Here is a 22,738-nt window from a genome sequence, read left to right on the forward strand (position 1 = left end):
TTTATTTAACCTAAATATTGTGAGATACCCGTATAATTTTTACCTTGGTGTAGCTTTTCCACAGCACCTGTTTCTATAATGACTCGGTAAACCCCTCCATTAAGGTCAACCACATACATCAGTTGTGCAGGCTTATCATATGTGAGTCCAATAGCCTCTTTAAAACCACGGCTTATCACCTTGTAATGGCTTAATCCATCAGCAGAAATATTGGCACAATTTAAGCTATTACCATCGGGCTCAGCGCCTCTATCTGTCCAATATAAAATATGGTTTTCTTCATCAAGCAATAAATCAATAGGTTCGGGGAGGTCTTGAAGGAGCAATTGAATATCAGTTCGTTGATTGGCCGATTGTTGGATTTTAGGCGTTAATGGCACCCTAAAAATACGACCTAAATTACCTTTAGGGGTCCCTTTCTGAGTCCAGTAGATCCAATTATTTGTGACATCAACAGTAATGCCAACACATTGGTCTAATATATCTACTTTATTGTGTTTATCTCGGGGTCTTGCTACATGGACGAATAAATCAGAACCATCAATATTACATGATGAAACCATACCTCCTTCACGATCACACCAATATAATCGTTGATTTACTAAATCAAGATGCAATTGTTTTGGCGTTCTTATCTTTCCGTTGCCCAATAGTATTTTTCTGCCAGTACCATCAAAATTCATCACATTAATGGAGCCATCGTCAGCCTCATAATCTTCACCCATATTACTCCAATAAATTAATCGGTTAGCAGGGTCAACGGCAATACCATCAGGGGTTCCACCGAGTCCTTCGATAATTGGAATTGTTTGATGTGTTGATTTATTGAATTGAATTATAGCGGGTGAATGGACATCTAGAAGTAAAAGGTAAGGATTTGAATATTCATTGAATTTTTCCATTTTAAACCTCTTTGGCAAATGTTCAATGATAAAGATAGGAGCGATATTAATAATTGGCAAGTTATTAATATTGGTATTTCTATATAAGTCGAGATTAATAATTATTAAAAAATATAAAGTGGTTTATTATTTAAATCAAAATAATGAATTAGTGAAAAGTATATCTTGCTGTGGGTAATACACATAGATTAGATGAGTGTAACACGTTAAATAAAGCGGCTTTGTAGCCGCTTCTGACATAAATTACAGTAACCAGCCTTTTTGCTGAGCGAGTTCCAATTGTAATTTAAGTTGTTGATAAAATTCAGGTAGGATCTGCTGAATATAATCACATTTACTGAGGACTTGTTCCAGACGAATGTGGTTTTCGACCCAACTTTGGCCTTGATTATGCAGGTTCATCAGCATCGGCATCGCTCGGTCAATGGCATTCGCATAGACAGATTCCGGGGTTTCTAATGCATCATATTCATTCCACAGCGCTAACAGCGTTTCATTTTGCGGGCTAGGCAGTAAGTTAAAAATACGCTTAGCCGCTTTAACTTCTTCTTCATGAATAGCATCACGAGCGGCATTATCAAATACCAATACATCGCCTGCATCAATTTCAACAATGTCATGAACGAGGGCAAGTTTTATCGCATGTTCGATATTAATGCCTTGAACATAAGGTGCAAAACTCATTGCTGCAACGGCAAATTGCCAACTGTGTTCTGCTGTGTTTTCTTGGCGTTCACGGTTCAATAATTTATTCTTACGATAAACACTTTTGAGTTTATCTAATTCCATCAAAAATTGGACGACTTCGGTAAAAGCCCCAAAATTAACCACCTCTACGGGCTTGCTACCTAATGCAGATGACATAAAAACTCCAATTAATTCTCTTCTAATGAATAAGGTAATGGGGCGATAGCTAGATGACTTTGCTCATCACCCATAACACGGAAAACGCTATCCGCTTCCATATCGTTATTCATAATGACTTGCACATAGATTTCGCCGCTACCTAAGCGAATAGCAGCTAAAACAGTTCCTGTACGGCGCCATTTATCACCAAGCTGCCACTCCACACCTTCACCAACGACAGGAATAGTGGTACCTGTACCTTTTAAGGTGTACATCGCACGTTTATTTGCACCACGGAATTTTGCACGGGCAACCATTTCTTGACCGGTATAACAGCCTTTTTTAAAGCTAATACCATCAGGTAGGGCTTGTAAGTTGGTTGCTTGAGGTAAATGTTGGGCACTATTTTGTTGATCGATAACCGCAAAACCGGCTTCGATATCAAGGGCTAACCATTGTTCATCGTTGACCTGAATAGCACCTAAGGTTTGGGCCATTTTTTGTGCCGTTTCTTCGTTCGTGATCACTAAAAAACGCTCTGTGGGTAATGCAAAATGTAATATTGTGGAGGCGTCGTCTGTAACCACTTGGTTTTGAGCGTCAGGTAATGCAGTAAATAATGTTGCCAGTGCTTCTCTAGCGCCTTTACCCGCGACTCCGACTAATTTCAGTTCTGGTTTTTTTTCAAAGGTGACTTTCGAAAAAACAGCATATTTTTTCAGTTCGGCGAGTTGTGAGTCGGCAACGCTGGTTCTTAATAAATATGAGTAGCCATCTAAATGATGGAATAGGCGGAGGTCGCTCCACATCTTACCTTTAGGATCACAATGTGCTGTTAATGCATGTGATTGCTTGAGTGTGGCGATATCTGCGGTTACTTGGCCTTGCAGGTATTTTTCTGCATCGGCGCCGTGGAGGTGAATAAGTTCCCAGTTTTCCAGTGAAATCAAAACGAGTGGTAAAGACTGAGATCCGAGAGGGAATTGCTGTGTACTATCAATTTGGTTAGTCATGATTTCACCTGTTGTTCTTTGATAGATAAAGGTGCCTAATGGTAAAATAGCTAGATAACATTGCAAGTAGTTATTATGATGAAGCTGTATTATCTAATAGTTTTTTATCATCTGTTTGTAGAAAAACGGTATTTTACTACTAAAATTACAACAATGTAGTCTATAACATGTTTTCTTAGCGGATAATCTGTTAGAGTATGGAAAATAATCAATCTAATCAGTTAACTGCAAAAAAGGCCGTAGTAGAATGGATATTGAGAATAAAGCGCGAATTCATTGGGCATGCCGCCGTGGTATGCGTGAATTAGATATTTCAATCATGCCGTTTTTTGAGTATGAATATGATGACCTAACAGCTCACGATAAGCAGGTATTTGTCCGTTTATTAGAATGTGCGGACCCTGATTTATTCAATTGGCTAATGAATCACGGTCGTCCAGATGATGACGAACTTTTTCGTATGATTAAACTGATTCAGGAAAAAAATAAAAATCGTGGTCCTGTGGAAATCTAATCTCTCCATTTCATGGAAAACCCAACTGTTCTCAACCTGTGTTCATGGGGTCATTGGGATGTTTTTACTATTGGCTCCATGGTCCCCTGGTAACTCAATGATATGGTTGCCGCTATTAGTGGTTGTCGTTGCGAGTTGGGCAAAGAGCCAGAAAAATATCAGTAAAATAAAAGGGGTTGCTGTACTGGTTAATGGCAATAAGGTTCAGTGGAAGAAAAATGAATGGAGAATACTGAAAGCACCTTGGCTTACCCGCTATGGTATATTACTGACACTAGAAGCGTTACAAGGTAAACCACAAAAGCTCCATTTGTGGGTTGCAAAAGACGCATTGTCGGAAGAGAATTGGCGTAATTTAAACCAATTATTGCTGCAATACCCTGATATTTAGGCTACCAAAATCATAGGTGATAAATAAAATTGGTAGCCTGGTGTAGGGTAGGTAACCCTCACTTTGGGGGTTCACTGAGCAAGTACATATAAACTTGCATCATAATAGCGCTTCAATTTCCTGAAAAATCTGCACACACCACTGCGCAATACGTTCATCGGTCTGTTCAAACTGGTGGACTTCATCTAATGCCAGCCCAACAAACATATCACCAGTTTCATTGAGTGGTTTAGGGCTATCAAAGGTATAGCCTTCAGTTGGCCAGAAACCGACAAATTTAGCGCCAGTTGGTTTTAGTTGATGATAGAGCATGCCAAGGGCATCAAGAAACCACTCGCCATAATCTATTTGGTCACCCAGTCCATACATCGCAATGATTTTATTTGCGAGGTTAAGATTGGGAAGCGCTTCCCAAATTTCAAGCCAATCTTCCTGTATTTCACCAAAATCCCACGTAGGTATTCCCAAAATAAGAACATCATACTGTTCCATTTCTGTTGGCGGTGTATCGTTAACGTTATGCAATGTGACTAAATCATCGCCGAGAATATCACGTATTTTTTCTGCAACCATTTCGGTATAACAGGTACTAGAACCGTAAAAAAGACCTATTTTCATATATATTATTACTATGTCCAGCTATGGTTTTCATCACAAGAGAGATATTGTAACAGAAGCAGCCACATTCAGGCATAATAGAATCGTGTGGTATTATCTAAAGGAAGCTTATTTGTCGTGGAAACAAAACAACTTAATCCATTAATTGAACAATTTCTTGATACAATTTGGCTTGAACAAGATCTAGCCGAAAATACATTGGCTTCTTATCGTAATGACCTTCAACTATTAGATAAATGGCTTGATGCGCATCAGTTGCATTTAGAAAGTGTTCAATCAATTGACTTACAATCTTTTTTTGCAGAACGTATTGATTGTGGATATAAAGCAACCAGTTCAGCACGTTTATTAAGTGCGATGCGTAGGTTATTTCAATATTTGTATCGGGAGAAAATCCGTCTGGATGACCCTTCTGCGGTGATTGCTGCCCCCAAAATTCCGCAGCGTTTACCCAAAGATTTAAGTGAAAAGCAAGTTGAAGATTTATTAAATGCCCCTGCTACAGAAGATGCTTTAGAACTACGTGATAAGGCCATGTTGGAAGTGCTATATGCTTGTGGTTTGCGTGTTTCTGAATTAATCGGCTTAACTTTTTCAGATATTAGCTTGCGGCAGGGGGTTATTCGCGTTGTTGGTAAAGGCGATAAAGAAAGATTGATTCCCTTGGGGGAAGAGGCAATATATTGGCTAGAGAAATACATTGATGAAGGTCGCCCAGATTTATTAAATGGCAAAACTAGCGATATTCTATTCCCGAGTAAGCGTGGCACGAAAATGACTCGGCAAACGTTTTGGCATCGAATAAAATATTATGCAGTACTTGCACATATTGATAGCGAGCTACTCTCACCGCATGTTCTTAGACACGCATTTGCAACCCATTTACTCAATCATGGGGCAGATTTACGCGTGGTACAAATGTTGTTAGGTCATAGTGATCTTTCAACCACCCAAATTTATACTCATGTTGCTACTGAACGGTTACGAGTATTGCATGAGCAGCATCATCCAAGGGGGTGATGCATGATTAAAGGACTATCTATGAAACGCAAATTGTTATTATTGGCTGCTGCATGTATTGCGACTGTGACTTCCACGGTCTATGGGGCAACAGAAGAAAAAGTTATCCGTGATACTTTGGAAAAATACAACATGGTTGTTGAGGTAATTAAACCTTCGCCAATCGTTGGGCTGAATGTTGTTGAAACCACAACAGGGGTTGTTTATATCACTGATGATGGCAAATATTTATTGCAAGGGCCAATTTATGATATGAGCGGTAAAAACCCAGTCAATATCAGTAATCAGCCATTAATGAAAAAAGTAGAAGCGCTCAAAGATGAAATGATTATCTTCAAAGCCCCTCAGGAAAAGCATGTTGTGACAGTTTTTACCGATATTAGCTGTGGTTATTGTAAAAAATTACATGAATCTGTTGGTGAATTAAACAGCCAAGGTGTCACGGTGCGTTATCTGGCTTATCCACGCCAAGGTGCAGATAGCGACGTAGGAAAGAAAATGGCATCTATTTGGTGCAATGGCCTACAACAAAAAGCATTAACTCAAGCGTTTAAAGGTGAAGAAGTTGCCATGATTGAAGATTGCAAAATTGACCTAAGTAAACATATGAGTGTGGGTAATTTATTCAAAGTGACGGGAACACCAGCAATCATCCTACCGGATGGGCAATTACTGCCTGGCTACATGAAACCGGATGCCCTTGTTCAATTCCTCAACGAAAAATAGTTAATTATTGTGAATGTAGAAACACTCTTACAACAAAGACAGCAGCAAAGTTCTGCCGCTCAACTTCCTGGCTTGCCTGAGCTATTACAACGAATTTACCAGCATCGGGGCATCACGGATATCACTCAGTTAGAGCGCAAAGCAGCTAATTTATTGGATTATCGGACATTATCGGGTGTTGATAAGGCATTGCCCCTACTTTATCGTGCGTTAAATGAACATGAAGCTATTACTATTGTTGGGGATTTCGATGCAGATGGAGCAACCAGTACGGCATTAGCTATTAGAGCTCTAAAATCAATGGGATATAGAAATATCAATTATATCGTTCCGAACCGTTTTGAAAATGGTTATGGATTAACGCCATTGGTTGTTGAAGAAGCTCGTAAACGCGGAACGAATCTCATTATTACCGTTGATAATGGCATCTCATCCCATGAAGGGGTTGCAGTAGCTAATCAATATGGAATGAATGTAATTATTACCGATCACCATCTGCCGGGGGAAACTTTGCCTGCTGCGGATGCGATAATCAACCCGAACTTAAATGAATGTTGCTTTGCATCTAAATCATTAGCCGGGGTTGGTGTCACATTTTATTTAATGTCTGCCTTACGTGCATATCTACGTCAGCAAGGGTGGTTTGTGCAGCAAGGGCTAGCAGAGCCTAATTTAGCCGAGTACTTTGATTTGGTTGCATTAGGAACTGTTGCAGACGTGGTTCCTCTTGATACAAATAACCGCATTTTAGTTCACCAAGGGCTAAATCGTGTTAGAGCTGGGCGCTGTTGCGCGGGTATTAAAGCCCTCATTGAGGTTTCCAAACGTGATTTACCAAGACTAGTGGCAAATGATTTTGGGTTTGCGCTTGGCCCTAGGCTAAATGCGGCAGGCAGATTAGATGATATGTCAGTGAGCATTGAATTATTACTGACAGACGATATGGCGTATGCAAGGGAACTGGCAAATGAGTTAGATGGGCTGAATCAAACTCGCCGTGAGATTGAAGCGGGTATGCAGCAAGAAGCGCTCGTGCTTTTTAATCAATTCGAATACGGTGAAAGCCAGTTACCAAATGGCTTAGCCATTTATCATCCTGAATGGCATCAGGGGGTTGTCGGTATACTCGCCTCAAGGATCAAAGAACAATATCATCGTCCTGTTATCGCTTTTGCTCCTGCGGGTGATGGTTTATTAAAAGGTTCTGGGCGTTCCATTCAGGGTGTCCATATGCGGGATGCATTAGAACGGTTAAATACATTACAACCCGGGATTATGCAAAAATTTGGTGGCCATGCAATGGCAGCAGGCTTAACTTTGCATGTTGATCAATTTGACGCTTTTAAACATCACTTTGAATTATTGATGGGTGAATTAGTTCAACCTGAGCAATTGGCTGGGGTAATCTGGAGTGATGGCGAACTTTCACGCAATGAGTTTTGTTTAGAAACTGCGGAACTTATTCGAGAAAGTGGCCCATGGGGACAAGCATTTCCGGAACCTATATTTGATGGTGAATTCCAATTATTACAGCAAAGGCTTGTTGGTGAGCGCCATTTGAAACTTATGCTGGAACCTGTGAATGGTGGGCCAATGTTAGATGCAATTATGTTTAATATTGATGTTCGTCGATGGCCAGATAACAGCATCAAAAAAGCGAAAATAGCCTTTAAATTAGATGTGAACGAATATCGTGGACAAAAAAACGTCCAGCTAATGATTGAGCATATTTGGCCTGATTAAGCCTATCATAAACGGCGGAATAACCAGCAAATAGCGTTTGATGGCGCTATAAACATGAGATAAATTCCGCTATACTAAGCGGTTTGTGAATAAAAAATTATTTTTGACTAACCATAAGATATTGAAAAATGACGTTTGAAATAAACCCAGTAAAAAATAAGATTCAGGACCTGTCTGAACGGACAGTGGTTCTGAGGGGGTATCTTTGACTATGATGCCAAGAAAGAACGCTTAGAAGAAGTCAATGCTGAGCTTGAACAGCCTGATGTGTGGAATGAACCCGAGAGAGCGCAAGCCCTTGGTAAAGAGCGCTCATCTCTTGAAGCAATTGTTGAAACGATTGACCAGATGACGCAAGGCCTTGAAGATGTTGAAGGTTTATTAGAGCTTGCGGTTGAAGCTGATGACGAAGACACATTCAATGAAGCTGAAGCTGAACTAGAGCAATTAGAAGGCAAATTAGAGCAACTTGAATTTCGCCGTATGTTCTCTGGCGAATACGATAGTGCAGATTGCTACATTGATTTACAAGCGGGTTCTGGCGGTACTGAAGCTCAAGATTGGGCAAGTATGTTATTGCGTATGTACTTGCGTTGGGCTGAGTCAAAGGGCTTTAAAACCGAGATTATCGAAGAGTCTGATGGTGATGTTGCTGGGCTAAAATCGGCAACAGTCAAAATTATTGGTGACTATGCCTACGGATGGTTAAGAACGGAAACTGGTGTTCACCGTTTGGTGCGTAAGAGTCCGTTTGACTCAGGTGGGCGTCGCCATACTTCTTTTAGTTCTGCGTTTATTTATCCTGAAGTTGATGATGATATTGATATCGAAATCAATCCAGCGGATTTGCGTATTGATGTATACCGTGCATCTGGTGCGGGTGGTCAGCACGTAAACAAAACGGAATCAGCGGTACGTATCACACATATTCCAACCAATATTGTGACGCAATGCCAGAATGACCGTTCGCAGCATAAAAATAAAGACCAAGCTATGCGCCAGTTAAAAGCGAAGCTATACGAACTGGAAATGCAAAAGAAAAATGCAGACAAGCAAGCGATGGAAGAGAACAAATCTGATATTGGCTGGGGAAGCCAGATTCGTTCTTATGTCCTTGATGATGCAAGAATTAAAGATTTACGTACTGGTGTGGAAACGCGTAACACGCAAGCCGTACTGGATGGTGATTTGGATAAATTCATTGAAGCTAGTTTAAAAGCTGGCCTGTGAGGAAAAAATGTCTCAGGAACAACAAGGTGTTGAACAAGCACCTGATTTGAATAACGAACTTAAAGCACGTAAAGAAAAATTAGCGGCACTGCGTGAGAAGGGTATTCCATTTCCAAATGATTTTCGTCGTGAAGATATTTCCGATAAAATTCATGCACAATATGATGATAAAAACTCAGAAGAGCTTGAAGACCTAAATATTGAAGTGTCGATTGCTGGCCGTATGATGACTCGTCGTATCATGGGTAAAGCTTCGTTTGCAACGTTACAGGACGTTGGCGGACGCATTCAAATTTATGTATCGCGTGATGATTTAGCGGAAGGTATCTATAACGAACAGTTTAAAAAATGGGACTTAGGCGATATTTTAGGTGCTAAAGGTCGTTTATTTAAAACCAAAACGGGTGAGTTAACTGTTCATTGTCATGAAGTTCGTTTATTAACCAAAGCGTTGCGTCCATTGCCTGACAAATTCCACGGTTTATCAGACCAAGAAACACGTTATCGTCAGCGTTACCTTGACTTAATTGCGAATGATGAATCTCGTCATACTTTTATTGTTCGTTCTAAGATCCTAGCTGAAGTACGTAACTTTATGGTTAGCTACGGTTTTATGGAAGTGGAAACACCAATGATGCAGGTTATCCCTGGTGGTGCTTCTGCACGTCCATTTGTGACTCACCATAATGCATTAGATATCGATATGTATTTGCGTATTGCGCCTGAATTGTACCTCAAGCGCTTAGTTGTGGGTGGTTTTGAACGTGTATTTGAAATCAACCGTAACTTCCGTAATGAGGGGTTATCCCCACGTCATAATCCAGAGTTCACAATGATGGAACTCTATATGGCTTATGCGGATTACCGTGACTTAATCGCATTGACTGAAGATTTGTTCCGTACACTGACACAAAAAGTGTTAGGCAATACTGTTGTTCAGTATGGGGAACAAGAGTTCGATTTCGGTAAGCCATTTACTAAAATGACGATGAAAGAAGCTATTTGCAAATATCGTCTAGAAACGAATGTTGCTGATTTGGATGATATGGATAAAGCGGTGGCGATAGCTCAGTCTATCGGTATTAAGATTGAAAAGAGCTGGGGCTTAGGCCGCGTACAGTGTGAAATCTTCGAAGAAGTTGCAGAAAGCCACTTGATTCAGCCAACATTTATTACTGAGTACCCAGCTGAAGTTTCACCGTTAGCGCGTCGTAATGATGACAACCCATTTATTACCGACCGTTTTGAATTCTTCATTGGTGGTCGTGAAATCGGTAACGGTTTCTCGGAATTAAATGACGCAGAAGATCAAGCTGAGCGTTTTGCTGAGCAAGTACGTCAAAAAGATGAAGGTGATGACGAAGCAATGTTCTATGATGAAGACTATGTCACCGCATTAGAACATGGTTTACCGCCAACAGCAGGTTTAGGCATCGGTATTGACCGTATGGTGATGTTATTCACTAACAGCCATACTATTCGCGATGTTATTTTATTCCCCGCTTTACGTCCTAGCAAAGCTTAAATACCATTATGCCCGGTTAATTCCGGGCATATATTTACATTTATAAGCAATCAATATTACTCTCCTCATGTTTTATTCAAATGCTTCATTTTAGGTTAAAGATAAAACACCATTTACTAGACGTTAAATGAGTAACATGGAATAAAATCACTGAATAGTGTTTTTTGAGTGATTACGGCTATGTGAACGCTATATTTTTATTAAAAATAAATTTGAGTTACGAATCGTATCAATTTAATATAAGTAATTCCGACAGATAACTGCTATGCTTTATTACGTAGTTGGAAATTATGTAGCTGAAATGCCGATAAATTCGCTTTTTTATAACTGGCTGATTTTGCTTGTAATTTTTAATTGCTGTTAGTTTTTGGAATTGAATTAAGCAGGTTACCCATATTTTGAATGATGGCGGTTATTGCCATGTCACAGGTTTAAAGTGTGTCAGCAGCTTGATAAATGAAAAGTAGGTGTGTTTATTGTTAGCCATCATTTTATTTGTTAACAATTGTTACAGGGACAGAACTAAAATGAGAATTTACTTGAAAGGTATCTAATTGTTAGCAAGGTTTATTGAGCAACCTAATCGTTATCTGACATAAAATAATAAAAAATTCCGGTAAAGGTGTTAATTTGTCTCTTTATAAGGACTGCTAGCGGAAATTAGCTCATAAATTTAATAGAAATGTAGCAATAAAATAATTTTAAAACTAAAGTTAAGTTAATCTAAATTTATGAGATGACTCTATTTCTACATTCGGGCTTATAGAAAATAGCTAATTTTTAGCTTACACTAAGTTTTTTGGACATCATTATAATAGCGAAGAAAAGTGCTGGTAAGGTAACCATATGTTTTTAAAAAATAAATTTCATGTTGCATTTTTGCTTATAGCAGGTACAGCTCTTCTTTCAGGTTGTACATTTGGTTCAGACACATACAATACAGCAACACCGAATACCCCAAGTAAACAAACAGTCAATACGAGTACCACTCAGCCGGTAACACAATCGACTGTTGCTACCAATCCAGATCAGGTTGATAACTCTTATCCTGAATCTCAAAAAGTTTTAAACAGCGCAATTAACCGTACACCAGTTGCTTCTACAACTTATGGTGAAGCGGGTGCTGACCAGCAAACATTTGCTCATTTGAATACGTGTGTTAAAGAATTAAACGCGCTCAAAACACTATCACCAAAAGATTACAATCGCTTAGTAGGTTCATTTAAAGAAGTTAGCGAAATCAACCGTCTATATCGACAAGTTGAAGGGACTGCTAGCCCTGACACAATTGAACTCTTACAAATGGCAATAGAGTCTAAAACTAAAGTGTTGTGTGCAAAAGTTCGTTATAACTCAGTATTGTCTACCGAATCAACATTGAAGAAAATTAGTGGATTATGAGAATAAACCTTAGGCTTTGTGTGTCACTGGCACTTGTTACGACTTTTTTTAGTCATGCTCCAAAAGCAGAGCGCTTTAACAATGTAATTGATGATTTTGATACCTACCTTCAAATGGAAAAAGAAGGCAAAGTACAAGAGCAAAAACAACAATTGCCAGTTAATACACAAAACCAAGGTTATGATATCTTTTCTTCGCTATCTACCGTTCCTGCGCCAAAAGAGAAGCAAAAATCTGCGGCAGCGAATAAAGGAACTAAAGGCAAAACTACAGGGAAAAGTAAATCTGCTGCTACATCAACGAAGAAAGCAGATGTAGCGAAAGCAGACCCTGTAGAGCCAGAAAAAACGACTTTTCCTGAAGTGTGTGCGGTGGCGACAGAAAATGGCGTAGCGCCTATTTTATTGTCGTCTTACCCTTATTTTTTTCAAAGCAACCAATGGGATCCAGCTTATCTAGCAAAAGATTTTGCAAAGTATCAATTGGTTCTTGACCCACTCGGCTTATATTCATCTAAATTTGCTAAGCCAACAGGTATTAATACCTCTGCTTATCTTGAGCAACTGGCGCAATTAATTGAACGCCAGCAATTAACACATCTATATAAGTTTGGTATTGCTCAAGGAGTAGGCCAGCTTATTGCTTATAATCATTTACTCAATGATGATCAACTCGTTTCTGAACTCATTAATCATAATAAGAGTATTGCGCAATTAACGCAGACAATTACCGAAAAACAATTTGAGATTGATAAACTAAACGACGAAGTTCTGAAGAGTAAAGAGCATATAGCCCAGCTACAGGCGGTTGTAAATTCATCAGATGATCAGTCTTTAATTGACACGTTAAAGGCTAAATTGGCGGATGCCCAAAAAACAATTGAGCAAAAGCAAAATAGTCTTGAACAATTAAGTCAAGAAAATCAGCAAACCCAAGAAACGATTGCCCAGCTTGAGAAACAATTAAATGAAAGTGTTGTCGAACAAGCCCAACTTAAACAGCAATTAGCAGAGAAAGAACAACAATTTGCTACCGCAAATTTGAAAATTGAGCAATTAACCGCTGATATTGCAAAATTGGAGTCAGAGGCTAAAAATCAACTGCAACTTGTTGGTAATACTGATGAACAAATGAAGTCAGTGACAGCTGAACTTTTACAGCAAAAAGAGTTGTTAAAACAGAAAGAAAATGAATTAGCTACGGCTAAAAGTGAAAAAGATGATGTCCAATCTTCTTTGGTCGCTCAGCAAGAGAAAAGTAAATCATTAGAGTCACAAAACCAGCAACTACAAGCCCAGTTAGTCGAAAAAGAACAATTAGCGAAAAGCATTCAAGCTTCTTTGGCGGAAAAAACTGAACAAGCTGAGCAAAAAGTTGCATTAGAAAATGCCTTAAAAGTTGCCCAGGAACAGCTGAATTCATATCAAAGTACGCAAAATACGTTAGAAAAACAGTTAGCTCAAAGTGAAAAACAGCAAGCCGAGTTGCAGGCAAAACTCCGCCAGCAAGAGCACGATTACGTTACGGCACAGGCGCAACTGAAACAAGCGAACGCAGATCTACAAAAGCTCCAAGGGGAGATGGAAAAACAGACCGCCTTGATGAGCCAAGCCAGCGACCAACAAGTTAAAGCGTTGACCGCGGATTTAAACAAACAACTCGCTTTGCTGAAGCAAAAAGAAGACGGGTTGAAGAAAGCTGAAACGGAGAGCCAAACCACCCGTGAGGCGCTAGCCAAACAGCAAGCGGACGCAAAAGCGTTAGCGGAGAAAAACCAGCAGCTTGCTGCCGAATTGCAACAAAAAGCGCAACAAGCGGAAAAAATTCAAGCGTCCTTAGCCGAGCAGACGGCGAGGGCTGCCGAGCAGACGGCGAAGGCTGCCGAGAAGGTGGCGTTAGAAGCCGAACTGGCTGAGGCGAAAAAACAGTTAGCCGAGCACCAAACGGCGCAAAATGCGTTGTCCAAACAGTTTGCGAACAGTGAAAAACAGCAAGCCGAGTTGCAGGCGAAGCTCAACCAGCAAGAGCACGATTACGTTACGGCACAGGCGCAACTGAAACAAGCGAACGCAGATCTACAAAAGCTCCAAGGGGAGATGGAAAAACAGACCACCTTGATGAGCCAAGCCAGCGACCAACAAGTTAAAGCGCTGACGGCGGATTTAAACAAACAACTCGCTTTGTTGAAGCAAAAAGAAGACGGGTTGAAGAAAGCTGAAACAGAGAGTCAAACCACCCGTGAGGCGCTCGCCAAACAGCAAGCGGACGCAAAAGCGTTAGCGGAGAAAAACCAGCAGCTTGCTGCCGAATTGCAACAAAAAGCGCAACAAGCGGAAAAAATTCAAGCGTCCCTAGCCGAGCAGACGGCGAAGGCTGCCGAGAAGGTGGCGTTAGAAGCCGAACTGGCTGAGGCGAAAAAACAGTTAGCCGAGCACCAAACGGCGCAAAATGCGTTGTCTAAACAGTTTGCGAACAGTGAAAAACAGCAAGCCGAGTTGCAGGTGAAACTCCGCCAACAAGAGCAAAATTACGTTACGGCACAGGCGCAACTGAAACAAGCGAACGCAGATCTACAAAAGCTCCAAGGGGAGATGGAAAAACAGACCGCCTTGATGAGCCAAGCCAGCGACCAACAAGTTAAAGCGTTGACCGCGGATTTAAACAAACAACTCGCTTTGTTGAAGCAAAAAGAAGACGGGTTGAAGAAAGCTGAAACGGAGAGCCAAACCACCCGTGAGGCGCTCGCCAAACAGCAAGCGGAGGCAAAAGCGTTAGCCGAGAAAAACCAGCAGCTTGCTGCCGAATTGCAACAAAAAGCACAACAAGCGGAAAAAATTCAAGCGTCCTTAGCCGAGCAGACGGCGAAGGCTGCCGAGAAGGTGGCGTTAGAAGCCGAACTGGCTGAGGCGAAAAAACAGTTAACCGAGCACCAAACGGCGCAAAATGCGTTGTCCAAACAGTTTGCGAACAGTGAAAAACAGCAAGCCGAGTTGCAGGCAAAACTCCGCCAGCAAGAGCACGATTACGTTACGGCACAGGCGCAACTGAAACAAGCGAACGCAGATCTACAAAAGCTCCAAGGGGAGATGGAAAAACAGACTGCCTTGATGAGCCAAGCCAGCGACCAACAAGTTAAAGCGTTGACGGCGGATTTAAACAAACAACTCGCTTTGCTGAAGCAAAAAGAAGACGGGTTGAAGAAAGCTGAAACAGAGAGCCAAACCACCCGTGAGGCGCTCGCCAAACAGCAAGCGGAGGCAAAAGCGTTAGCCGAGAAAAACCAGCAGCTTGCTGCCGAATTGCAACAAAAAGCACAACAAGCGGAAAAAATTCAAGCGTCCTTAGCCGAGCAGACGGCGAAGGCTGCCGAGAAGGTGGCGTTAGAAGCCGAACTGGCTGAGGCGAAAAAACAGTTAACCGAGCACCAAACGGCACAAAATGCGTTGTCCAAACAGTTTGCGAACAGTGAAAAACAGCAAGCTGAGTTGCAGGCGAAGCTCAACCAGCAAGAGCACGATTACGTTACGGCACAGGCGCAACTGAAACAAGCGAACACGGATTTGCAGAAGCTGAAGAATGAAGTTGAAACAAAAACAGCTTTAATGAATCAAGCCAGCGACCAACAGATTAAAGCGCTGACGGCAGATTTAAACAAACAACTCGCTTTGCTGAAGCAAAAAGAAGACGGGTTGAAGAAAGCTGAAACAGAGAGCGAAACCACCCGTGAGGCGCTCGCCAAACAGCAAGCGGAGGCAAAAGCCTTAGCCGAGAAAAACCAGCAGCTTGCTGCCGAATTGCAACAAAAAGCACAACAAGCGGAAAAAATTCAAGCGTCCTTAGTAGAGCAGACGGCGAAGGCTGCCGAGAAGGTGGCGTTAGAAGCCGAACTGGCTGAGGCGAAAAAACAGTTAGCCGAGCACCAAACGGCACAAAATGCGTTGTCCAAACAGTTTGCGAACAGTGAAAAACAGCAAGCCGAGTTGCAGGCGAAGCTCAACCAGCAAGAGCAAAATTACGTTACGGCACAGGCGCAACTGAAACAAGCGAACACGGATTTGCAGAAGCTGAAGAATGAAGTTGAAACAAAAACAGCTTTAATGAATCAAGCCAGCGACCAACAGATTAAAGCGCTGACGGCAGATTTAAACAAACAACTCGCTTTGCTGAAGCAAAAAGAAGACGGGTTGAAGAAAGCTGAAACGGAAAGTAAAGTAACTCGTGAGGCGCTCGCCAAACAGCAAGCAGATGCAAAAGCGTTAGCGGAGAAAAACCAGCAGCTTGTTACGCAACTGAAACAGAAAGCGCAGCAAGCAGATAAGATCCAAGCATCTTTAGCAGAGCAAACTGCCAAATTAGCACAAAAAATTACGTTAGAGTCTGAATTAGCAACAGCGAAAAAACAGTTGGCTGAGCAGCAAGCAGCACAGAATGTTTTATCAAAACAATATGTTGAGAGCCAAAAGCAACAGCAACAATTGCAAGAAAACTTAAAACAAAATGAACAAAATTTTGTTAATGCTCAAAAACAATTGGAACAGGCTAATGCAGAACTGCTGAAATTACAAAAAGATGTTGAAAAACAAACAGCGCTAGTAGGTCAAGCAAGTGACAAGCAAGTTAAAGCGTTAACTGCGGACTTAAATAAACAAGTTACATTATTGAAAGAAAAAGAAAGCGCTATTGCCAAGTTAGAATCTGAGAAAAAATCAATTAGTGACGCTCTTGCTGCCCAAGAAAGTGAGAAGAAAAAACTTGACCAGCAAAACCAGCAATTTACTAAGCAGACTAAGGCTCAAGAAGACAAAATCAGCAAACTTGAAAGTGATATTGCGGCTAAAACAAAGAAACAGTCTGAAATTGAGCAAAAACTGACAGACACGAATAAACTTCTTGGTGATTTAAAAGCGAACTCTCAAAAAGAGTTGGCATTAGCACAAGAAAAATTGAAAAAACTACAAACGGAATTGGATTCAAGTAAATCCATTTCGAGTGATGAAGCTTTAAAATCACAAATTATGGCGTTAAATCGACAGATAACTCAATTACAAAATGAAAATGATGCATTAAAAGCAAGAGGTGGTTCGAAATCGAGTACTGGTCTGGCTGGGCGAATTCCTCCTAGCAAAGATGCAAAAGTGATTGCCGCAGAAAATGCGAAGAAAAACCAAAAAATTATTGAGCAAATTACCGCTCAAAAATACAGTAAGCTCGATAGCAATACTTACTATAAAATCATTCAAGTTGGCTCACCGATAAAAGACGTGAAAAACAAAGACGTGACTTTTATTATGAGAGAGCAATTAACTGACGGTAAGGTTACGGTGTTGTATACCGATCAAAACCCTGTCACATTACCTTATAATCAGTTACCTGCACCATTAAACTCCTTTGTCGAACGAGCAGGGGAAGGGGGAATGGTTAAAGTCTATATTAAACCTGAAGGTGGGTATGGCGTTGAAGGCATACCAGGTGAGGTACCACCAAACTCCATGTCAATTATTGATTTAAAAATAATCAAAGCGAAATAGCATAGCTTTTATTTAAGGTTATCTTAAAGGTAATTTGTCACTGAAAGGCAAATTACCTTTTTTGTGATGTATCAATCTGAAAGAAGTATAAGAAGTATAAGAAGTATAAGAAGTATAAGAAGTATAAGAAGTATAAGAAGTGAATGTGAATATTTAAAGGAAGGATTTGATGTTTGCCTTTCTGCCAGATTATAGTGAAGTTTAAACTTCTATAACTGACAGGGCATGAGTTAGAGTCTTACTGAGCGGTTAAGCTGCTATTCTTGACCGACTCGGTGTGTAGCCAAACCGTTTTCGATAAGTTTGGGTGAAGTAAGATTGACTTGAAAAGCCTGCTTCCATAGAAACCTCTACAATACTCATTGTAGTATTAATTAACAACTGGTGTGCATACATAATACGTTTTTCACTGATCCATGCGCGTGGTGACGTTGCATAAACGGTATTGAACAGTTCTTTAAATGTTGTTAATCCCATACCAAAAGTACGTGCGAACTCACTTAATTTCCACTCTTTAAGATAATTATTTTCCATAAACATTTGTAGACGTTCTATTTGGCGACTACTTAGCTGTCTAAAATTAGATAGCAATAAAGCACCTTGTTCACTGTAGCTTAGTAATAACAGTAATTCACTTACTCGGAGTGAGAAAATGACGTCAGGGTATTCGTTATTAACAAATGTATTTAAGCTTGATTTGATTTCTTCAATGAGAGGGGATGAATTAAATTTAATAATATCAGAGGGTAAGCCTTCATTGCGGTCTATTTCGCTTAATTCAGTGCCATGATTGGTGATGAAACTACGCAAAAAGTTATCATCCAAGGATATCCAAAGTAATTTGCAACTTGTTGTTTCAGTGAGCTGTAGTGAGTAAGCTCCCTGTTTGTGATATAAGATATCGCCTTCATTTAAAGATTGTGAGTTAGCTGGGGTTTCTAGTAACACAGAGCCTTGTTCTATGATTAAAAGCCCTTTAGTTTCTAAGTCAATAATGTTATGGGCCGCGTTACTATCAATGTTTATCTGTTTAATGAAGTGTCGATTTGGTGAGTTTATTGCTTGCATGACTATACCTTTTTAATCGTATTTAAATATAAATTCAAAATAAAATATTCAACTATTCCTATCTGGTGATATAAAGCATGGATGTTATTAGTATGATTGAAATTATATAAATCGATTAATTTTGTGTCACATTATAATTCTAAATATAAATAAATGTTTCTAAATATACTTTTTTCGAGTTGTTTGTGTGAATTGCTCGGTATTTTTTGTGTCATTGGTGGGGTGATTTAATTATTATACTTATAATTTTAATTAGTTTGGATTTTTAATCTGAATTGATAAAATTAGTCGTATGTTAATATGTTATCGTTTTTTACACCTAAACCGTGTTTTTTTTCTACTTTCTTCTTACTTATCATTTTTAGCATAGTAATATGAATTTTAGCTATGCTAATGATGATTCTAGATTTCGGCAAAACCATCATTTATTAATTTTATTAATGTAATTAATGGTTATTAATCTAAGTTATTTATTTTTTCAATCGATATGATTGATTTTGTTTGTTAAAATGTGAGGGGATTGCTGTTTATTTGTGACTTTAGTCTCATTTTTTAATTGATAGGTTTCTGTAATTGCTTTAATAGGTATTTTAAATATATATTTTTATAAATAGTTCCTTAGAGTTACTACTTGTTGTTCGCCATTTTTCAACATCTTTGTGCTTTATTATTTCTCCTCATGTTGTACTTTGCTTTAAATAGAGGACTAAGCTTGAGCTATAGGCTCACTAATTATGGCTCTTGTTTCTGAGTTGCTCGCTTGCTTACTTTAGCTGGTAAATCAGGGACTGGTTTACGATCATCAAGTAAATGACGTATAGCGAGAATTGGGTGATGGATTAACATCTTCGGGCCAGCCCAGCGCATAACTAGCTTCATCTGCTCTCTCATTTTGGGTTGGTAACAATGGATTGGACATTGTTTACATGCTGGTTTTTCTTCTCCATATCGGCATTTTTCTAATCTATTAACGGCATAGGAAAATAGTTTTTGATAAAAATCAGGTGATTCTGCTGGTGCTGGATAGGCTTTCTCATAGATTTTTATCATTTTTTCAATCGTTTTAATTTCACGGTGAATGCGTTTGCCAACCATAGAAACTTCTCTATAAAAACAAAACATATATTTAATATACAACTTATAACTGATTAATGATAATTTTTTTGTATTTTTATTGATGGGACTCAATAAAGTGGTGAGTTCTCGACGTAACAAAAGAGGGTAATAAAAAATTACCCTCTTATATTAGTGTGAAACAACACTAGCTAACGTTAAATGATCGATAAAATATCATTATCTTTTAGGATGTTAGCCCAGTTTTTGAATTTCATTATGTGTGAAAAACAACTAATACTATTATCGTGATAACCTATTGACTCGAGAGCATTATTTTTTGCATTTCATCTTTAAGATGTAATTTTTCTTTTTTTAGCTTAGCGACATGCTCATTGTAACCAGCACCAGAAGGCCCTTCTAATTTGCTGATTTCTTTGTCGAGTTGATGATGTTTTTCATAAAGAGTTTGAAAACGGGGATGTGTAGAGATTAATTTTGAAACTAAATCTTGATCTGCTGATAACATACTACCTCCTCAGAATATATTAAGCCTCAGTTTCAGTATAAACAGTGCATGCATTTTGTACATCCAAATAGCTTGTAATTTACATAATTTTTATTAGTTTTATGATCCTTCTACTAGAATTAAGTAGTATTACATGGCTTTTACCTGAGTTATCTATATTTTTGTAATTAAGAATCATCTATAGTGATAATTGCGGTGTAAATGACTTAACATGGATAAAAGACTGGTTTTAAAAATTAGTTTTGTGTTCTTAAATAGGAATAAATAATGAAAAAAGCGATTTTATCTGTAATGGCGGCGGCACTAATTTCATCTTGTGCAGTAGCAACGGAAGATTTGGAAAAGATCGCGCCATACCCAAAAGCAGAATCGGGTATGACTCGTCATGTGATTGAATTAACCAAGCAACAAAATGAAAATGACTTTATGGTTGAGTTAGTTATTGGAAAAACGATCAAAGCAGATTGTAACCGCCAATGGTTTATGGGTGATCTAGACAGAAAGACGTTGGAAGGCTGGGGCTATGATTATTATAAACTCGACGAAGTAAAAGGCCCTGCATCTACTATGATGGGATGCTCTGAGCCTGCAAAAGACCGTTTTGTGACGACTCAATTAGGCGATGATGCATTTGTGCGTTATAACAGCAAATTACCGATTGTGGTTTATGCTCCGAAAGATATGCAAGTAAAATATCGTATCTGGTCTACAGACGATAAATTAATTGATTCAGTTACAAAATAAATATTAAAGAAAATGCCGCATTTAGCGGCATTCAGACTGCTGACAAACATATTATGTTTGGCGGTAAGTCTAATAGGTTTTGAAAATAAATCAGGAAAATCAATTTATTGATTTTCGGCTGATAACACAAAGCGGGAAAAACCACGCTTTTATCCCGCTTTGTCAACAACCTCAAATGCCGCATTTAGCGGCATTTTTTATAGAAACCAATTTAGCGAATAACGAAGACAGATGTTTTCGCATGGCGCACGATTGCAGAGGCTGTTGAACCTAATAAATAGGTTGAAGTGCTTGGGTGATGGGAGCCTACAACAATGAGATCTGCGCTAATTTCTTGCGCATAATCTAAGATTTCATCTTTAGCTGAACCAATACCAATTTTGCAGTTAATCCGTTCATCAGCAACTTTGATATCTTTAATGACTTCTTCTAACGCACGCATTGCAAGGATTGAGCGTTCCGCAGAATCTTTGTTGCTTTCTGGTAATGCGGCAATTTCAATACCAAAAAATAACTCAAGGCTCGGAATAACGGATAGAAAATGAATTTCAGCTGAGCTTAGTTGCGCTAGTGCCTCAACGTGTTTGATGATCTCTTGGTTTAATTCATCTTCTAACAAATCAATAGGGACTAGGATTTTTTTATACATAGCTACCTCATTTTCGTATTATTTAAAATTAATTACAAAAGGTTATCTACAATATACTATAAGTTAAATGAAAAGTAATAAATGCTATAACGTGCGCATTTATAGCGATAATCTAAAAATGACATAGCTTCTTCTTTGAAAAGAAAGAATAATTATTATCAACTCTCAGTGTTATTTACAAATCACACAGAGACTTTTAACAAAATATATGCGAAGATTGCGGCAATTTGCTTAACTAATTGATTTAAATGTATTATTTGAATGATAATTGTTTTGTTTTTCATTAAAGAACCCATTTTATGACTATGAATAATGCTTCAACACAGAAAAAAAGTGATTTTGAAATCCAACAAATAAAATTTAAAGCCGCAAAAAAAAGTACCTTAGTCAGTGTTGTCGTAAATATTTTCTTATCGATTTGGCAGATAATTGTTGGTATTTTTTCTCATTCTTCCGGGTTAGTCGCTGACGGTATTCATACATTATCGGATTTGGTCGCTGATTTTGTGGTGCTGATAGCCAATAAGAAAAGCCACAAGAAGCCAGATGAAGACCATCCATATGGTCATTTTCGTTATGAAAATGGCGCTTCATTAATATTAGGTATTATTTTATTAATTGTGGGCGTGGGAATGGTTTGGTCAGCGATTGAAAAATTACTGAAACCTGAGTTAATTCCTGAAGTTCACTCAATTGCATTGATTGTTGCACTGATTGCTTTAGTCGCAAAAGAGGGGCTGTTTCGCTATATGTTGCATGTCGCGAAAAAAGTAAACTCCAGTATGTTAGTGGCGAATGCATGGCATGCTCGTTCCGATGCTGCTTCCTCCCTAGTGGTGGCCATTGGTATTGTTGGTAGCCTGTGTGGGTTTAAAATTTTTGACCCACTGGCCGCGTTGATTGTAGGGACATTTGTTTTTCGGATGGGGTTTAAATTCACCAATCAATCCATGCAAGATTTAATGGATAAAGGCGCAGACGAAGAAACTTTGCAGGAAATCCGTTCTGTTTTGGATAATATTAGTGAGTTATCGGGATACCATGATTTAAAAACACGTAAATCGGGTGACTTTTTATTGGTGGATGTGCATTTAGAGCTTGATGGAAATATGAGTATTACTGTTGGCCATGAAATTGCGGTAAATGTGCGTAAAAAATTGATGGAAAACCCATTAATTTTGGATGTTATGACCCATCTTGACCCGTATGACAAAGACGCTAAGCATTAATCACACATT

At 39.1% G+C, this 22,738-nt stretch carries 19 protein-coding genes; 11 read left to right on the plus strand and 8 right to left on the minus strand.

Going from position 1 to position 22,738, the window contains the following annotated elements; all coding sequences use genetic code 11:
• Positions 1–5: 5 nt before the first annotated feature.
• The 3 genes from M1F17_RS06840 to ygfZ all read right to left on the minus strand — a co-directional run bounded on the left by M1F17_RS06840 (position 6) and on the right by ygfZ (position 2,761).
• The gene (locus tag M1F17_RS06840) at positions 6–902 is read right to left on the minus strand and encodes a hypothetical protein (RefSeq protein WP_318837327.1); all 897 of its coding nucleotides are present in this window, start codon (positions 900–902) and stop codon (positions 6–8) included.
• Positions 903–1,145: 243 nt separating this feature from the next.
• Positions 1,146–1,766, minus strand: a complete 621-nt coding sequence (locus M1F17_RS06845; protein ID WP_096863168.1) for an HD domain-containing protein — start codon at positions 1,764–1,766, stop codon at positions 1,146–1,148.
• An 11-nt stretch (positions 1,767–1,777) separates the two neighbouring features.
• The gene (ygfZ, locus tag M1F17_RS06850; protein WP_196731664.1) at positions 1,778–2,761 is read right to left on the minus strand and encodes a tRNA-modifying protein YgfZ; all 984 of its coding nucleotides are present in this window, start codon (positions 2,759–2,761) and stop codon (positions 1,778–1,780) included.
• A 247-nt stretch (positions 2,762–3,008) separates the two neighbouring features.
• Here ygfZ and sdhE point away from each other — a divergent pair, with 247 nt between their 5' ends.
• Positions 3,009–3,275 (plus strand): FAD assembly factor SdhE, encoded by a 267-nt coding sequence (gene sdhE / locus M1F17_RS06855; protein ID WP_206276264.1) that lies wholly within the window; start codon positions 3,009–3,011, stop codon positions 3,273–3,275.
• Positions 3,256–3,666 (plus strand): protein YgfX, encoded by a 411-nt coding sequence (locus tag M1F17_RS06860; RefSeq protein WP_036958456.1) that lies wholly within the window; start codon positions 3,256–3,258, stop codon positions 3,664–3,666. The genes sdhE and M1F17_RS06860 overlap by 20 nt, the downstream gene beginning before the upstream one ends.
• 99 nt (positions 3,667–3,765) lie before the next feature.
• Here the strand turns inward: M1F17_RS06860 and fldB are convergent, their stop codons facing one another.
• On the minus strand, positions 3,766–4,284 hold the full coding sequence (gene fldB / locus M1F17_RS06865) for a flavodoxin FldB (RefSeq protein WP_094963000.1): 519 nt from the start codon (positions 4,282–4,284) through the stop codon (positions 3,766–3,768).
• A gap of 117 nt (positions 4,285–4,401) precedes the next feature.
• On the opposite strand from fldB, the gene xerD reads away from it, so the two are divergent.
• From xerD to M1F17_RS06900, 7 genes are all read left to right on the plus strand, one after another.
• A complete protein-coding gene (gene xerD / locus M1F17_RS06870; RefSeq protein ID WP_004261814.1) occupies positions 4,402–5,304 on the plus strand; it encodes a site-specific tyrosine recombinase XerD in 903 nt (300 codons plus the stop codon).
• Positions 5,305–5,325: 21 nt separating this feature from the next.
• Complete coding sequence (dsbC, locus tag M1F17_RS06875) at positions 5,326–6,030, plus strand: bifunctional protein-disulfide isomerase/oxidoreductase DsbC (RefSeq protein WP_164455307.1); 705 nt, start codon at positions 5,326–5,328, stop codon at positions 6,028–6,030.
• Positions 6,031–6,039: 9 nt separating this feature from the next.
• Complete coding sequence (gene recJ / locus M1F17_RS06880) at positions 6,040–7,773, plus strand: single-stranded-DNA-specific exonuclease RecJ (protein ID WP_164455309.1); 1,734 nt, start codon at positions 6,040–6,042, stop codon at positions 7,771–7,773.
• A gap of 128 nt (positions 7,774–7,901) precedes the next feature.
• A protein-coding gene (gene prfB, locus M1F17_RS06885) for a peptide chain release factor 2 (RefSeq protein ID WP_096863166.1) occupies positions 7,902–9,003 on the plus strand; the annotation gives its coding sequence in 2 pieces (ribosomal slippage) (positions 7,902–7,979 and positions 7,981–9,003; 1,101 coding nt in all).
• Between the two features lie 7 nt (positions 9,004–9,010).
• A complete protein-coding gene (gene lysS / locus M1F17_RS06890) occupies positions 9,011–10,528 on the plus strand; it encodes a lysine--tRNA ligase (RefSeq protein ID WP_318837328.1) in 1,518 nt (505 codons plus the stop codon).
• Between the two features lie 846 nt (positions 10,529–11,374).
• Positions 11,375–11,929 (plus strand): hypothetical protein, encoded by a 555-nt coding sequence (locus M1F17_RS06895; protein WP_094963002.1) that lies wholly within the window; start codon positions 11,375–11,377, stop codon positions 11,927–11,929.
• Positions 11,930–11,949: 20 nt separating this feature from the next.
• The gene (locus M1F17_RS06900; RefSeq protein ID WP_318837329.1) at positions 11,950–17,457 is read left to right on the plus strand and encodes a hypothetical protein; all 5,508 of its coding nucleotides are present in this window, start codon (positions 11,950–11,952) and stop codon (positions 17,455–17,457) included.
• Positions 17,458–17,706: 249 nt separating this feature from the next.
• Here M1F17_RS06900 and M1F17_RS06905 read toward each other — a convergent pair whose 3' ends face one another.
• From M1F17_RS06905 to M1F17_RS06915, 3 genes are all read right to left on the minus strand, one after another.
• Complete coding sequence (locus M1F17_RS06905) at positions 17,707–18,525, minus strand: helix-turn-helix transcriptional regulator (protein WP_164455313.1); 819 nt, start codon at positions 18,523–18,525, stop codon at positions 17,707–17,709.
• Positions 18,526–19,257: 732 nt separating this feature from the next.
• Positions 19,258–19,620, minus strand: coding sequence for a nitrous oxide-stimulated promoter family protein (locus M1F17_RS06910; protein ID WP_004261780.1), 363 nt, complete (start codon positions 19,618–19,620; stop codon positions 19,258–19,260).
• Positions 19,621–19,894: 274 nt separating this feature from the next.
• Complete coding sequence (locus tag M1F17_RS06915; RefSeq protein ID WP_004261774.1) at positions 19,895–20,107, minus strand: DUF465 domain-containing protein; 213 nt, start codon at positions 20,105–20,107, stop codon at positions 19,895–19,897.
• Positions 20,108–20,374: 267 nt separating this feature from the next.
• Here M1F17_RS06915 and eco point away from each other — a divergent pair, with 267 nt between their 5' ends.
• A complete protein-coding gene (gene eco / locus M1F17_RS06920) occupies positions 20,375–20,851 on the plus strand; it encodes a serine protease inhibitor ecotin (RefSeq protein ID WP_094962081.1) in 477 nt (158 codons plus the stop codon).
• Positions 20,852–21,062: 211 nt separating this feature from the next.
• Here the strand turns inward: eco and M1F17_RS06925 are convergent, their stop codons facing one another.
• Complete coding sequence (locus M1F17_RS06925; protein ID WP_004261767.1) at positions 21,063–21,500, minus strand: universal stress protein; 438 nt, start codon at positions 21,498–21,500, stop codon at positions 21,063–21,065.
• A 299-nt stretch (positions 21,501–21,799) separates the two neighbouring features.
• On the opposite strand from M1F17_RS06925, the gene M1F17_RS06930 reads away from it, so the two are divergent.
• Entirely contained in the window at positions 21,800–22,729 is a 930-nt protein-coding gene (locus M1F17_RS06930; protein WP_004261765.1) for a cation diffusion facilitator family transporter, read from the plus strand.
• Positions 22,730–22,738: the final 9 nt, after the last annotated feature.

This window comes from Providencia sp. PROV073 (genome assembly GCF_033688125.1).
Lineage (GTDB): Bacteria > Pseudomonadota > Gammaproteobacteria > Enterobacterales > Enterobacteriaceae > Providencia > Providencia hangzhouensis.